At 27.4% G+C, this 15,632-nt stretch carries 16 protein-coding genes and 1 other annotated feature; of the genes, 3 read left to right on the top strand and 13 right to left on the bottom strand.

All coding sequences use genetic code 11. The annotated features are described in order from the left end of the window. Positions 1-15: 15 nt before the first annotated feature. The 3 genes from QOZ84_RS05605 to QOZ84_RS05595 are packed head-to-tail and all read right to left on the bottom strand — an operon-like array spanning position 16 to position 2,894. On the bottom strand, positions 16-609 hold the full coding sequence (locus QOZ84_RS05605; protein ID WP_284131981.1) for a flavodoxin family protein: 594 nt from the start codon (positions 607-609) through the stop codon (positions 16-18). 10 nt (positions 610-619) lie between these two features. Continuing rightward, positions 620-2,392: a GAF domain-containing SpoIIE family protein phosphatase gene (locus QOZ84_RS05600; RefSeq protein ID WP_284131980.1), complete on the bottom strand. Its 1,773-nt coding sequence runs from the start codon at positions 2,390-2,392 to the stop codon at positions 620-622. Positions 2,393-2,420: 28 nt separating this feature from the next. After that, on the bottom strand, positions 2,421-2,894 hold the full coding sequence (locus QOZ84_RS05595) for a hypothetical protein (protein WP_284131979.1): 474 nt from the start codon (positions 2,892-2,894) through the stop codon (positions 2,421-2,423). Positions 2,895-3,011: 117 nt separating this feature from the next. On the opposite strand from QOZ84_RS05595, the gene QOZ84_RS05590 reads away from it, so the two are divergent. Next, positions 3,012-3,485, top strand: a complete 474-nt coding sequence (locus tag QOZ84_RS05590; protein WP_284131978.1) for a hypothetical protein — start codon at positions 3,012-3,014, stop codon at positions 3,483-3,485. A gap of 60 nt (positions 3,486-3,545) precedes the next feature. Here the strand turns inward: QOZ84_RS05590 and QOZ84_RS05585 are convergent, their stop codons facing one another. The 5 genes from QOZ84_RS05585 to hpt form a co-directional block, all read right to left on the bottom strand. Further along, on the bottom strand, positions 3,546-3,716 hold the full coding sequence (locus QOZ84_RS05585; protein ID WP_284131977.1) for a hypothetical protein: 171 nt from the start codon (positions 3,714-3,716) through the stop codon (positions 3,546-3,548). Positions 3,717-3,877: 161 nt separating this feature from the next. After that, the gene (locus QOZ84_RS05580) at positions 3,878-4,090 is read right to left on the bottom strand and encodes an alpha/beta-type small acid-soluble spore protein (protein WP_284131976.1); all 213 of its coding nucleotides are present in this window, start codon (positions 4,088-4,090) and stop codon (positions 3,878-3,880) included. A gap of 104 nt (positions 4,091-4,194) precedes the next feature. Next, the gene (locus QOZ84_RS05575; protein ID WP_284131975.1) at positions 4,195-5,421 is read right to left on the bottom strand and encodes a BaiN/RdsA family NAD(P)/FAD-dependent oxidoreductase; all 1,227 of its coding nucleotides are present in this window, start codon (positions 5,419-5,421) and stop codon (positions 4,195-4,197) included. Between the two features lie 13 nt (positions 5,422-5,434). Further along, positions 5,435-6,331 carry a phosphatase PAP2 family protein gene (locus QOZ84_RS05570; protein WP_284131974.1) on the bottom strand — a complete coding sequence of 299 codons (897 nt, stop codon included), beginning with the start codon at positions 6,329-6,331 and terminating at the stop codon, positions 5,435-5,437. 138 nt (positions 6,332-6,469) lie between these two features. Beyond that, positions 6,470-6,994 carry a hypoxanthine phosphoribosyltransferase gene (gene hpt / locus QOZ84_RS05565; protein WP_284131973.1) on the bottom strand — a complete coding sequence of 175 codons (525 nt, stop codon included), beginning with the start codon at positions 6,992-6,994 and terminating at the stop codon, positions 6,470-6,472. A gap of 361 nt (positions 6,995-7,355) precedes the next feature. Here hpt and QOZ84_RS05560 point away from each other — a divergent pair, with 361 nt between their 5' ends. Further along, on the top strand, positions 7,356-8,432 hold the full coding sequence (locus tag QOZ84_RS05560) for a pyridoxal phosphate-dependent aminotransferase (RefSeq protein WP_284131972.1): 1,077 nt from the start codon (positions 7,356-7,358) through the stop codon (positions 8,430-8,432). A gap of 199 nt (positions 8,433-8,631) precedes the next feature. Here QOZ84_RS05560 and QOZ84_RS05555 read toward each other — a convergent pair whose 3' ends face one another. Beyond that, the gene (locus QOZ84_RS05555) at positions 8,632-9,813 is read right to left on the bottom strand and encodes a M20 metallopeptidase family protein (protein ID WP_284131971.1); all 1,182 of its coding nucleotides are present in this window, start codon (positions 9,811-9,813) and stop codon (positions 8,632-8,634) included. Between the two features lie 179 nt (positions 9,814-9,992). On the opposite strand from QOZ84_RS05555, the gene QOZ84_RS05550 reads away from it, so the two are divergent. Further along, positions 9,993-10,907, top strand: a complete 915-nt coding sequence (locus tag QOZ84_RS05550; protein WP_284131970.1) for a LysR family transcriptional regulator — start codon at positions 9,993-9,995, stop codon at positions 10,905-10,907. A gap of 80 nt (positions 10,908-10,987) precedes the next feature. Here the strand turns inward: QOZ84_RS05550 and QOZ84_RS05545 are convergent, their stop codons facing one another. From QOZ84_RS05545 to QOZ84_RS05530, 4 genes are all read right to left on the bottom strand, one after another. Then, entirely contained in the window at positions 10,988-12,187 is a 1,200-nt protein-coding gene (locus tag QOZ84_RS05545) for a dicarboxylate/amino acid:cation symporter (protein ID WP_284131969.1), read from the bottom strand. A 273-nt stretch (positions 12,188-12,460) separates the two neighbouring features. After that, positions 12,461-12,856, bottom strand: a complete 396-nt coding sequence (locus QOZ84_RS05540) for a YkvA family protein (RefSeq protein WP_284131968.1) — start codon at positions 12,854-12,856, stop codon at positions 12,461-12,463. 80 nt (positions 12,857-12,936) lie between these two features. Next, the gene (asnA, locus tag QOZ84_RS05535; protein ID WP_284131967.1) at positions 12,937-13,941 is read right to left on the bottom strand and encodes an aspartate--ammonia ligase; all 1,005 of its coding nucleotides are present in this window, start codon (positions 13,939-13,941) and stop codon (positions 12,937-12,939) included. A gap of 153 nt (positions 13,942-14,094) precedes the next feature. Beyond that, positions 14,095-14,349, bottom strand: a binding site (T-box leader). A gap of 201 nt (positions 14,350-14,550) precedes the next feature. After that, a complete protein-coding gene (locus QOZ84_RS05530) occupies positions 14,551-15,612 on the bottom strand; it encodes a PTS sugar transporter subunit IIC (protein WP_331496526.1) in 1,062 nt (353 codons plus the stop codon). Positions 15,613-15,632: the final 20 nt, after the last annotated feature.

Here is a 15,632-nt window from a genome sequence, read left to right as displayed (position 1 = left end):
TACAAAAAAGCCTGATTAATCAAGCTTTTTTATATCTTTTATATAATTTTCTAAGTTTTCACTTAAAATAGTTTTAAACTGTTCATTTTCTTTGTAATTTTTCTTATCAGTATTATTTAAATGAAGATTGTATAACAACTTGTTGTTTATACTTTTAAAGAAAAAGTCCATTACTATTTGTCCACCCATAAATTGAGTTTCATAAGGTGTAGACCCACCTACTGCAATATACATTCCTATACGTTTTTTGTTTCTATCTATAGATGATTTGTTTAATACGTATTTACTTGCATATATAGCTTGAGTTCTGTCTACAACTGTTTTTACTTTAGCTGATACACAGTCAAAATGTACTGGGCTTATAACTATTACCCCTTTTGCTTTATCAAACATATCATACATTTTAGTCATATCATCTTTTATCTTGCAATAACCTGTTTTATCACAAAAACCACAAGCTGTACAATATTCAATATTCATATCGTATATATCAAATGTTTCACTACTTATGTTATTTTCACTTAGCTTATTACTTATTTCACTGCATAATTGAAAACAGTTTTTATTTTTTCTTGGGCTTCCATTTATTATTAAAATCTCTTTGTTCATTTTATCCCCCCTACTTATCTTTTAACATTACAACTAATATATCATCTTCATAATTATCAGTTCCCGAAAATTCTTTTAGGTCTATTTTTAAGTTTTCAAGCACTGCTTGTTTAGTGAATCTAAAATTATTTTGTAGGAATTTTTCTAGCCTATCTATTCCATACTCTTCTTTTTCTTTATTATTTATCTCAAGTATCCCATCTGTATACATACAAACCATTGGATAATCTTTTATTTCATGAACATTATTAACGTAATCAGAGTCCTGTATTATCCCTATTGGTATTCCTTTTTTACAGTTTAAGTTTTCTACCAAAGAACCATCTTTTCTTACCATTATAGGACTATAATGACCTGCATTTGATGTTATTAAAGTATTTTCTTTTGTATTAATCATACTTATTAAACAAGTAGTGAAAACTCCCATTTTATCAAACTCATCATATAAAATTTTATTTAAATTGGTCATTATTTCACCTGGTGTTTTAAATTGATGACAAAGTACTTTAAAAGCACCTTTTACCATAGCTACTACATAGTTTGATACCATACCATGCCCCATAACATCAGCTACTATATAAACTATGTTATCCTCATCAACTCTCATAGCATAGTAAAAATCTCCGCCTACTACTCTTGCTGGCTTATGATAATAACTTAATTCCTTTTGTTCATTACATTCCATTTCACTTTTATCCATTATAAGTTTTTGCTGTTTATTTAAAAGATTAAGCTCATTTGCTAACACCTTATGTTTAACTTCTTCAACATTGTACTTATAAAGTTGCATACCTACTGAAACTTGCTTGGCTAATACACTTAATATATTTAAATCATCATTAGTGTAGTTTTTACTGTTTGCACATACTATACATCCGATAGTATCATTTTTATCTTTTAACTTATAATATATATAGCTTTCTAACTTATTTACATCACTATCTTTATTTTCTATATTGTTTAAGTAACTACCCATATCATCTTTAGATAAGATGTCCTCTATTATTGGATATACATTTATTTGGTTTTTTTGCTCACTATTGTAACAACTTACCGCTCTATTTTTATATTCTTTTTCATTTATAACTATTATAGCTTCTTTACTATTTGTAATATTACAAGCTTGTTTACTTAAATGCTCTAAGAATCCATTTATATTTTTATTAAGGTATAGCTTTTTTGTGGCTTCATTTATAGAACTTATAGCTCCTCTTAATTTATGAATTATAAGCTGATTATTATTATTTTTGTTAGTTATATCTATTGATAAACTTATTAAAGATGATACAGAAGATATAAAGTCTATATCTGGTTGTGTTAAAAAGTCTTCTTCAGTTAAAAAACAAGTCATAAATCCTACAACTGCGTTATTTATAACAAATGGGAAAATAATCCTTCCTACATATCCTTCAGCTTTAGCTAATTCTCTTTCTTCTTTAGCTCTATCATCTTCAAATATATTCTCTATATATACTATTTTTTTATCTTTAACAGCTTCATGTATATAAGCAGGATAATCGCTAAAATCTATTTTTACACCTCTTGGGCTATTCATTGGAAATACTTTTGGTATATACTCTAGTGTTTGTGAACACACTAAATAGGCATGTTGGTAATTATTTTTATAAAATAAATTTACACATGCCTTAGTTGGATGGACCATTTCAAGCATCTTTTCTACTATTTTGTCTTTTATAGTAAAAAAGTCTGTTGATTGTGTTACCATAGTAGATATATCTACTAAGTTTTTCATTTTATAATTGTCATTGTTAGAATTACTCATTTAAGTCCTCTCCCCCTAATTTATCAGTTTATTTTATATTACTATATATGTCTTTTATAGTAAATACAAAAACCGTGATAAAACTAGCAACTATTATTATGTTAAATTTAGTTATTAATCCAATTAACAAAAGTGTTACAAGGACATTTAGCCCTGATTTGCTTTTCTCACTAACTGAGTCCATTTTAGGTAACTCTATATTATTTTTTATATTTTCGATACTTTCTCTAACTTTATTTTCTAACTTTATTTTGTATGTTATGTAAGCTATCTCTAATAAAAATGTTCCTATACCGAATATGGTATTTACATTAAAAGCTAACATAAGTATAATCATAGCTATTATTAGTTTAATAAATTTTAAAAATATGCTATCTATTTTTAAGGTAATGTTTCTTATTTCCTTACACTCATCCCTTAGTTTATACTCTGAACTTGGCATTCCTTTCATTTTTGTTTTTACTATTTCTGAGTAAAACAACTTAATTATCCCGTTTATCATATTCAAATCACTCCTTTTACATATATTTGTAATTTTTACAATTATAATATTTTTTATACTTGTCAATACTAAATAAAGAGAAAATCTTTTAAGATTAACACCAAAGGAGTGGTTTTTGTGCAAATTGAACAACTTGATCTAGAAACTCGTAGTAAAATATATGGTTATACCAAAAAGGTTCTTCGTAAATATCAAAAGGGTATCGTCACAGGTAAAATAACTGCTGATAAGTTCGCGGAAAATATTTTATCTGATGGAATGATTGATGATTTCTTAGATGAAAATACCTTAACTCAACAAGACTTTAAGTTATCATATATTGACTACATTCAGACATTAATACATATGCAAAATGAGGATTTATCAAATGGCAAAAAGAAAAAAAATAAAACTATTCCCGAAAAACCAAGTATTCCTCAAAAAATTCAGCTTAAAAATTTATTAGCTTCTAATGATTACAGTCTATATATACCTTATCAATACTTAACAGCTAATGATGTAGATATATTGATAAAGTATATAAGTACAGGAGCTATTGATTTAGGAAACGAAAGAATTTATAACTACGTTAATAGACCTAAACCAAATTAAAATTTAATTTTATTAACTTGTAAAAAAATAATAAGCTACCTTAATAGGTAGCTTATTATTTTATCCTAATGCCTTTTCTAATTTAGATAAGTATTGTATTGGATAGTATTTTAGTAGTTCTTTAAATTCAGTTACTGACAATCCTTCTGTTGTTGTATAAATACGAATCTTTTCATCTAAGTCTGCATTTATAAATTTAGTTTTTACTTCTTCAAAGTTTATAGTAGACATATGTATCACTCCTTATATAATTTATTCTTATTTATTTTATCCATCTATATTTTTTTTATCCAATCCTGTGTTTTAAATTCCACATTTTTTTCAATAAAAAAAGTGTATTTTAAGTTACCTAGATAACTTAAAATACACTTTTTTATTTATTTAATAATTTACTATTGTTGTTTTCCAGCCATTTGTTGTTCAGCCATTTCAACTAATTTTTTAGTCATGTATCCACCAACATAACCATTCTCTCTAGCAGTAAGATTTCCTTTGTCTGCTTCTTGATAGTTTTGCATACCAAGTTCATTAGCTATTTCTAATTTCATTTGGTTTAAAGCTTGTTTAGCTTGAGGTACTGCTTTTTTATTGTTAGTATTTGTCATTGTTAGTTACCTTCTTTCTGATATAATTTTGTTGCTTGATAGTATTATATGAAGTTACAAAATTTTAATCCTCGGTAATATTTACCACAAACATAATGCTTTATCTAACAATAATATCCTGCTAAATATCCTGTTGAAAATGCTATTTGAAGATTGAATCCTCCAGTATACGCATCAACATCTATAACTTCACCAGCAAAGAATAATCCTTCTACTAATTTAGATTCCATAGTACTTGAATTTATTTCACTTACCTTTATTCCACCAGATGTTATTATTGCTTCTTCTATAGGTCTATATCTTTTTAATGTGAAAGTGAAGTTCTTTAATACATGTACTAATTTTTTTCTTTGTTCTCTAGATATTTGATGTACTACAAGTTCTTTATCTATCTCACTTAATTTTATTATTATCGGTATTAATTTTTTAGGTAATAAGTCGTCTAAAGCTTTTTCAAATTTCTTATTTGTATATTTTTGGAAGTCTTTCTGTATTCTTCTGTCTAACTTTTCTTCGTCTAGTGCAGGTTTTAAGTCTATAGCTATTTTATAATTTTCTTTACTAGTATCTTTCATTCTGCAACTAGCTGATTTAATTACTGGACCATCAAGTCCATATTTAGTAAATTCAAGTTCTCCAAAATCATCGTATACTTTTTTATTTTTACTATTATAAACGCTAATAGCTATATTTCTAAGCGATAACTTTTCTAGTTCTTCTATAAATTTTTCTTGAACTTCCATGCCTATTAATGATGGTTTGATATCAGTTACTGTATGACCCACAGACTTAGCAAACTTATATCCATCACCAGTAGAACCTGTAAGAGGATAACTAAGTCCTCCTGTAGCTATTATTACAGATTCACATTTTATTTCTTTTTTGTTATTTAAAATAACTTTTTCTATTTTATTATCCCTACATACTATTTTATCTACTTTTGCATTTAATATTATATCTACTTTTTTATTTTTGATTTGTTTTTCTAGTGCATTAGCTACATCATGTGCTTTATCACTTTCTGGAAATACTCTTTTTCCTCTTTCAGTTTTTGTTTTTACACCAAGATTTTCAAACATAGATATAACATCATCATTTGTAAAAGTATAAAATGCACTATATAAAAATTTACCATTAGTAGGTACATTTTCTATTAGTTCCTCTATTTCACAATCACTAGTTATGTTACATCTACCTTTTCCTGTTATTAAAATTTTTCTTCCTACTCTATTATTTTTCTCAACTAAAGTTACGTCTAGTCCTCTATCCGCTGCTACAGAAGCTGCCATCATACCTGCTGCTCCTGCTCCTATTATTACTACTTTTTTCAAAATCGCACCTCTTTTAATATTTTTTATCTAATTTAAATAGTTTAAATAATGCTGGAACACCTGCTACTCCATAAAATACAAGTATTGTATATCTTATGTAATTAAATATGTCATCCTCCGGCATAATATATTTAAGCCCTAAATACATCGCACCTAGCGTTATTATCCCTATCAAAAATCTATATATATTTATTTTTATTATATTATTTTTTTTACTACTAAAATTAATTTTACCTTTGTTGTTATCATTAGTTTCAAACTGTATAAAATTATCTTCAACTATATATCCTAATACGAATCCACTTAATAATCCAAGCACTTTTATATAAGTTTCACTATTTACTAAAAATAATCCTAGTGCAAATAATCCTACTATTAAAAATAAAATCCAATACTTTTTATTTTTATGAACATAATCAAATATTTTGCCAAATAAAATAGCAACTATTATCCCAAATATCCATCCACAAAACACATCTATAGGCCAGTGTACTGCTAAGTATAATCTTGATATACCAACACCTAAAATCATTGTAATACCAATTAAAGTTACCCAGCTTGTTTTAAATATTGATATTAAACTCACCCAAAAGGAAGTAGCACTTTGAGTGTGTCCACTTGGAAAAGAATATCCTGTTGCAGTTGATACCCTCATAGATTTTATGCCTTTTGTTCCTATCGGTCTTGTAGCTTTAAAAAATTCTTTTATTCCTGTATTTACTGTTATATTGCCAATTAGTGAAAATAAAATTTTCTGACCATATTCTTTATTTAAACACCAGTACATTAATGTAGTAATCAATACAATAACTGGTAATTCGGTGCTTATTGTAAATATTAAAAATATAGCATCTAATATCGGAGATCTTACACCTTGAAAAAATTGTAATATACTTAATTGAATATCCATTTTTTTGCCTCCCAATTTTTTGTCTCTTATGCAATTATACCTAAATTTTTTATTTATTTATACATATTTATTCAACTTATATCAAATAAAAAAACGCTAATATTTAAATTAGCGCTTTTAGAGATTGTATATTTAAATTTATTCTTGCCCTACTATACCTATGTAAGGTAAGTTTCTATATTTTTCTGCATAGTCTATTCCATATCCTACTATAAATTTGTCTTCTATAACAAATCCTACATAGTCAACAAATATGTTTGCTTTTCTTCTTTGTGGTTTGTCTAATAGTGTACATAATTTTAATGACTTAGGGTTTCTAGTTTCAAGTGCTGCAACTAAGTTGCTTAAAGTTAACCCTGAATCTATTATATCTTCAACTATTAATACATTCTTTCCTTCTATATTAACATCTAAGTCTTTTAGTATTTTTACAGTACCTGAACTTTCTGTGCTGTTTCCGTAGCTTGAAACACTCATAAAATCTATATTAACATCTAAGTTTATTTTTCTTATTAAATCAGCAACAAATACACTTGCCCCTTTAAGTATACCTACTACTAATAGTTCTTCACCTTGGAAATCTTTTTCTATTTGCTTAGCTAACTCACTTACTTTCGCTGCTAATTGTTCTTCAGATATCATCACTTCTGTAACTTTGAACATATGAATCCTCCTAATTTTACGTATATTATTATAAAGACAGTATAACATAGAACTTAAAATATTAGAATATTTTTATTAAATTTTAAAAAATAATTCGTTTATATTGATAACATTCAGTTTATTCAATTCTATTTTACCCATAAATCAACTTATTCTTTATAAAAAATATAAATTATTAATAATTTGTATTTCTACATACTAATAAAAACTCTATTATATCTAAACACAAAAGTAATATGTATATGGTTATACATATTTATAAATTGTCTAAAGTGGATATAATATACCTATAAATAAACTATCAACAAAAATTTATTTGTATTATAATCTAAGTATACAAACTAATTGAGGAGGTAACTTTATGAGCATAAATCATGGCGCTAATTTATATGACTTGTCTAAAAAATATGGTTTTTCTAAAGATGAGTTTCTAGATTTTAGTTCTAATATAAATCCATTTGGAGCATCTACGCTTGCCAAAGAAACTGTTATTAATAACATAGATCAAGTATCTATATATCCTGACCCTAATTACATAAATTTAAAAAATTCTATATCTAATTACTGTAATTGTCTACAACAAAACATAATCTTAGGAAGTGGTGCTACAGAATTAATTTCTTCTTTTATAAAAACTATTAATCCTACTAATGCACTTTTACTTTCTCCTGCTTATTCTGAATACGAAAAAGAATTAAGCAAAATAAATTGTAAAATAGATAAATATTATTCTAAACCAGAAAATAATTTTAAAATTGATGTAGCTAACCTTATTAACACTGTTAATAAAAACAATTACCAATTAATAATAATATGTAATCCTAGTAATCCAACTGGATTTACCTTTACAAATACTGAAATTGAATGTTTATTAAAAAGCACTAATGCTTTTGTTATGGTAGATGAAACTTACATTGAATTTACTGATAATGCTAAGTTTTCATCTACTAAGTTAGTTGATAACTACAATAATCTATTTGTTATAAGAGGTACTTCTAAGTTCTTTTCTACTCCTGGTATAAGACTTGGATATGGATTAATTTCTAATGAAAATGTTAAGAACAGTATTAATTCTAATTTAGATTTATGGAATATAAATATCCTAGCTTCCTTGATGGGTGAAGTTATGTTTAAGGATAGCGATTTTATAGATAATACTGTAAAAGTAATGACAGATCAAAGAACTTTATTATTAAAAGAACTAAAAAAATTAAAAGACTTAAAAGTTTATGATAGCCAAGGCAACTTTATATTATGCGAGATAACTTCAAAAGCTTTAACTGCAAGTGAAATTAGAGAAAAATTAATACCTCATAAAATAATAATTAGAGATTGCTCTTCTTTTGATGGGCTTGGTGAATATTTCTTTAGAGTTTGTATTTTAAAACCTGAAGATAATCAACTTTTACTAAAATCATTAAACACTATTTTAAAATAAAAAAGCATATATTTATAAAACAATAGTACTACTTTAATATTTTATAAATACAAGAAGATTTATAAATATAAAAAAAGAAAAATATTTAATATTTTTCTTTTTTTATATTTTATATTTTATATTTCATATTTTTTTATTTTGTACAAACCTTTTACTTATAAAACAGTAAAATTCTTGTATTCTCACCTTTGCCTATAAATTATTTATTTAAAAAATCCATAGAACCTTGAACAAGTACCGCACATCCTTTATATAATACATCCTCATTTATTTTAAACTTAGAATTATGAGGTGGATATTGCATTTCACCTTCGACTATCGTGTTTATTGCATAATATACTCCTGGAATTTTTTCAAAATAGTATGCTGCATCTTCTGAACCCATAGCACCCTTTGGCAATTCTATCATAGAATTTTCACCAAGCATATTATCGCAAGTGTTTTTAATGAAATCTACCATATCATTATTGTTGTAAAGTGCTGGGTATCCATAACTATATTCATACTCATATTCTCCACCCATAGTCATTGTGACGCCTTTAACTATCTCTTCTATTCTTTTATTAACAAAGTCTCTTGATACATTCTCTAAGCATCTAACTGTTCCAAGTATTTCAACATAATTAGGTATTATATTATAAATAGGTGATGCAGGCTGTTCACTCTTTATATTTGCTATACTAATAACTACAGGATTTTGAGCATCATTTTCTCTAGTTAATATTCCTTGTATCATATTTATAATTTGATTTGTCATAAATATAGGATCTTTTGTAATCTCTGGAGTTGATGCATGTCCACCTTTTCCTATTACTTTTATATAAATTTTATCTGATGATGCCATCATTCCACCTTTTTTAACTACAAGCTGACCTGGATTTAAGTGTGGAATTGCAATTACATGTTGAGCAATCATTGCGTCTACTTTAGGGTTTTCTAAAACTCCTTCGTCCATCATAACTTTTGCTCCACCGCCAACTTCTTCACCTGGCTGGAATATAAGCTTAACCCTTCCATTTAACTTATCTTCATTTTCTTTTAAAATTTTGGCTGCACCAAGTAACATAGCCGTATGTGCATCATGTCCACATGCATGCATATTTCCATTAGTTGATTTAAATTCAACATCAGTTTCTTCTTTTATTGGTAGTGCATCCATATCTGCTCTTAAAGCTATTACTTTTGTATTTGTATCAGTTCCTATTATAGCCGAAAGACCTGTACAATTTTTAAATTCCTTAAACTCTATATTCATCTTAGTTAACTCATTTTTAACATATTCTACTGTTTTTTCTAAGTTTAATCCCGTTTCTGGTATCTGATGTAATTCCCTTCTACACTTAACTATATAATCATTTAATTGTTTTGAATGTTTTAGCACTATAGTTTCCTCCAGTATTTATATACTAATATCATATTAAATAAGCTTGATATGATTTATACTTAATCTATAATTTAAATATTACTACTTATTACATTATTTTATAAATCTATATTATTTATGCATATCCATAAATATTTTTTATATATAATTATTCGTATTATTTAAGGAGGTATAAAATGAAACTTGAACAGATCATTTATTCATTAGAAATAGCTAGAGTAGGTTCTATATCAAGAGCTTCTAAAAACTTACTTTTAACTCAACCTAATTTAAGTGCTAGTATAAAAAATTTAGAATATGAACTTGGATTTAAAGTATTTGAACGATTACCTAGAGGTGTTATACTAACTTCTAAAGGAGAAGAATTTTTAAAATATGCTGAATTAATTTATAAAAATATAGAAAATATAAATTCTATAAATTCAAATAATAAATCTTTAATACCTTTAAATTTTTCATTATCAACTCAGTCCTTTTCCTTTGTTATGGATAAATTTTTAAGCTTACACTCTCATTATAAAGATTCATCTACTAACTTTAAAATTAAGCACTCTCATTATTTTGAAGTATTAGATGATGTAGTTAGAAAAAATGCCGATATAGGTATTGTTTCTATATCTAACAATCATGTGAATTTATGGGAGAAATTATTCAGTTCTAGAAATATTGAATTTAACCCAATTGTATCTGGGCAATTGAAAGGTTATATACTAGATAATCATCCTTTATATTCTAGGGAAAATATAACCTTAGAAGACTTATTTGATTATCCTTTAGTTACATGTAACCATGATGATTATAATTCTTTATACTCTAATGAAATTTATAAAGATGAATTATTGTCATTTAAAAACAGCATATTAGTTTCTGATTATGGGGCACTGGTTTATACTATGGAATCTATAAATGCAGTAACCCTAATAGTTAAATTAGACAATAGTAAAACAAAATTATCTTTTAACAATACACATACTGGTAGATATATTCCTATAGATAATCTACCCAAAATAACTATGGGCTGGATAAAATTAAAAGACTCTATACTCTCCTTAATATCATCGGAGTTCATAAATATACTTACTAAACAATAATTTAAAACATTTACTATACAAAAAAGCCTTTGAAAAAATTTAATTTTCTCAAAGGCTTTAATTTTCTTTAATTTAATTAATTAAGCTGATTTCTTGTTTGATTTTTTATTCATCTTGTTGTTTATATGATCAACAACTGCTGCGATTGCGTTATCCCCTGATACGTTAGCTGCAGTTCCAAAACTATCTTGAGTTAAGTATAGCGCTATCATTAAACTTGCAAGTCCACCATCAGATGGTATACCAACCATTGGTAAGAATGGAAGTGCACTCATTATTGCTCCACCTGGTGCTCCTGGTGCTGCAACCATTGCGATTCCTAGCATTAATATAAATGGCATCATAGTAGCAAAACCATAATCCATACCATTCATCATAAGTACTGCAACAGCAAATGATGTAACTGATATTATACTTCCAGATAAGTGAATTGTTGCACATAAAGGTACACAGAATTCTCTTATTTCTTTACTTATTCCATTGTTTTTAGCACATTCAACGTTAACAGGTATAGTCGCTGCTGAAGATTGAGTACCTACTGCTGTTAAATATCCTGGTATTTGGTTCTTTAACATCTTTATAGGGTTCTTTCCAGTGAAAGCTCCTGCTGCTGTAAATTGTACTACAAGATATATTAAATGTAGAGGTATTACTACTAAGTAAACTTTCCAGAATACTCCTAATATATCCCAAACTTGACCTGCATAAGTTATATTAGCAAATGTTCCTGCTATATATAGAGGTAATAAAGGTATTATTGCTGTAGATAAAGTCTTTGTAACTACTTCTTGGAATTCTAAAGCCATCCCATATAAAGTCTCACCTTTACCTTTGTTTCTTAAAGCTGATATTCCAAGACCTAACATAAATGCAAATACTATTGCCGCTGTTACATCTACCATTGGCTCTAAAGGTATACTAAATATTGCTGGTACCATACCTGCCTCTGGATCACCTATTTGTGCTGCAACACTTGCATCTATAAATGATGGGAATATTGTTGATGCTACTAAAAATGCTATTGATCCTGCTATTATAGTAGAACCATATGCTATCCCTGTAGTTATTCCCAATAATTTTCCAGCTCCAGTCGCTAAATCTGCTATACCAGCTGTAACAAATCCTATAATTATAAATGGTATAACGAATTTTAAGAAAGATGAAAATAATGAACTTGCTGTTACTAAAATTTGCACTATTAATTCTGGTGCAAAACTACCGATTAATATACCGGCTATGATACCCATAATCAATTTTGGAACTAATCCCATTTTTTTCATGATAAATCCTCCCTGTTATATTTTATCTGTTAAACTATATGATAGGGTATTCCCCTTAATCCGTCAACGTTTTCCTTTGTTTTTCACTAATTAAACTTTATTTATTACTTTTTTTGATACTTTTTGATTTATTTTTTTAATAATTTTTTAAATTTTCTCAACTTTCTTTATCATCAAAAGATTGTCAAATATAGTCGATTTTTGTTTTTAGAAATCGATTTTCCATTTTTTTAACACATTTTTAACATAAAAATAAATAGTGATTAAACATCACTATTCATCTTCATCTTTTATGTCGAATTTTACGTCATCTATAATATTTTTATTTATATTTTCATTTTCTTTTAATTTTTTTTTATATTTTTCAATTTCTTCGTTAACAATACCCAAACTCCAGACAAGTACGAATATGTCATCTATGAATCCAAATGCACCAAGTATCATCTCTGGTATAAAATCTATTCCAGATATAATATATAGCATTGCAGTTCCTAGGGAAAATGCTACTTTGAATTTACTTATTATATTTACATCTCTATCGGTAAAAAAATCTGGTAATTTAAATATATTTACAATAAAAAGTAAACCAAATTTAGCGTCTCTAAATCTTACTAATACTTTTTTAAATTTATCCAGAAAAATATCTATTACCTTCACTGAATCTTTCATATTTATCACCTCTTAAGTTTAACTTAAATTATATTATAACCTATATGAGTGTTTTGATAAATATATTAAACTTATTTTAATTAAAGTAAATGTATTCCACTTTCACCGCATTTTTCAATCATTTCTTTTGACCATATTCCAACTTGAACTTCTCCTATATGTGCTTTGTTTAAGAAATACATACAGATTCTTGATTGACCAATACCTCCACCTATAGTGTATGGAAGTTCTCCCTTTAATAATGCTTTGTGATAATCTAGCGTTCTTCTATCATCACAACCTGATGCTTTTAATTGTCTATCTAGACTTTCTTCATCTACTCTTATTCCCATTGAAGATAATTCTATAACATTATCTAATACAGGGTTATAAAAAAGTATATCTCCGTTTAATTCCCAATCATCATAATCTGGACTTCTTCCATCATGCTTTTGACCACAACTTAATTCTTTACCTATTTGCATTAAGAATACTGCTCCATTTTCTTTAACGATTTTATCTTCTCTTTCTTTTGGAGTTAAGTTTGGATACATATCTAATAATTCTTGGCTAGTTATAAAAGTTATATCCTTTGGAAGTATTTTTTTTATTTGTGGATATATATTGTTAATGTGCTCTTCTGTTGATTTAAACACTTCATATATATTTGTAACTACACTTTTTAAAGTTTCTAAATTTCTATCATCTTTGTCTATTGTAAGCTCCCAGTCCCATTGGTCTACATATATAGAATGTATGTTATCTAATTCTTCATCTTTTCTAATAGCATTCATATCTGTATATAGTCCTTTACCAATATCAAAACCATATTTCTTTAAAGCCATTCTCTTCCATTTAGCTAAAGATTGAACTATTTCAGCACTTTTACCTATATCTGGTACTTGAAAACTTACTGCCTTTTCTATTCCATTTAAATCGTCATTTGTACCACTTTCAGGTAATACAAATAATGGCGAAGATACTCTTGTAAGCTTTAGAGTTTCTCCTAATCTATTTTCAAAAAAATCCTTAAGGTCTTTTATTGCTTCTTGAGTTTGTATAACTCCTAAACTATTTTTATATTCTTTTGGTATTATTAAGCACATTTTTATACTCTCCTTATATTTTAGTAGTTTCGATTTTTAAAGTTAACTTTATAATTTGAGTATGACGTCATACATTTTTATTCGGTCTGGCCATGACCTTTTATACAAAAAGTTTAATTGCATAAAAAAAACCTTTCGTCTCTATATTTAAAATATAGGGACGAAAGGTATAATTTCCGCGGTACCACCCTGATTAACTTGAAAAACAAGTTCTCCTTATAATGTAGCGAATTTCTTCAGTACATTCCAACTTTATAACGGATTGGTTCCGTCTAAGCCTACTTTTTTAATAAAATTTCGGTTAGCAACTCCAGGAGGTTCTTCAATATAGACTTCGTGTTGGACTCTCACTATCACCAACTCGCTGAGACTACATACTATATTTACTCTTCCTTTCACAGTCTTTAGGGTTTATTTTTGTTTGTATTTTATAGTTATATTAATGCATTAAATGGATACTGTCAATACAATATTTTTTTTTACTATCTTCATAGCTTTTAATTATTATAGTTATTTTGTGAATTTTAATTCATTTATATTTATATTTAGGGTTATTTCTTTACTTTATTAGTTAAAATAACTAACACACTATATTTTATAAAAATTTTCTTAAACTATATGCCCATCATCATCATGGTCATCTCTTCTTATGGTGTTTCCTCTTATTTCATCTGCTGTTATTATTTTGTAGTTTTTAAATATAGCATATCCTATAAATGCACCTATCACACTGACTACTATACATCCAAGCGCTGCTACTATTACTTTTCCTGCTGGGTTATAAGCAAACATTATAGCCAAACCTGCTATTGGTGTTGCTGTACCTGGAGTGTTATTTATAAGTTGCATATAAGCTACTATTACACCAGACATTGCCCCACCTATAAAGTTTGTAACATAGACTGGTATTGGGTTTGCAGATATTATATCTGACTGAGTAAGAGGTTCTATTGCTACTGATATATTATCTTTTTTGGACCCAAATTTCATTTTTGTGAAGAATATATAGTTCATAAAAGATGATCCAAATACTGATAATGCTCCTATTGCCATTGGTAATCCTGTAAGCCCTATAATAGATGTAAGCGCCATTGAACTAAGTGGTGCTGTTGCTACAACTGTTATAAGTCCACCAAGTATTATACCCATAACTATCGGAGAAGCATCTGCTGCTTGTATTAAAACTTGACCTATTCTAAGTAATGTATTATTAACAATTGGATCCATTCCCATAGCAATCGCTCTTGCTAATGGTGCACCAATTATTATTATTACAATTAAGTCAAGTCCTGCTGGTACTTTCTTTTCAAAGAATTTAACTACAAAAGCTGCTAAATAACCTGCTATAAATCCAGGAAGTATACCAAATCCTGATACTGATAGTCCTACTAAAACTGCATAAACAGGAGATACTCCTAATGCTAGTGGAACTAATATAGCTGCTGCAACTCCACCTAATGAACCATTGGCAGCTCCTACACTTTCTAAGAATTTAAATCCTAAAACTTCACCAAAGAAAGAAAAATGGAAAGCTTCAACTAAAAAGCTGGCACAAGCAGCACTTGCTAATGCTCCCATTGCCTTCATACCATGTGGAGCTTTGTAACTAAATAGTGTAAACAGTGCTAAGACTAATAAAAGTAGTGCTGTTCCTGTTAATATTTGTATCATAAAATTTGCCTCCTATAAAT

This window comes from Romboutsia sedimentorum (assembly GCF_030131845.1).
GTDB classification, from domain to species: domain Bacteria; phylum Bacillota; class Clostridia; order Peptostreptococcales; family Peptostreptococcaceae; genus Romboutsia_D; species Romboutsia_D sedimentorum.
This window is presented reverse-complemented; position numbering and strand designations above follow the sequence as displayed.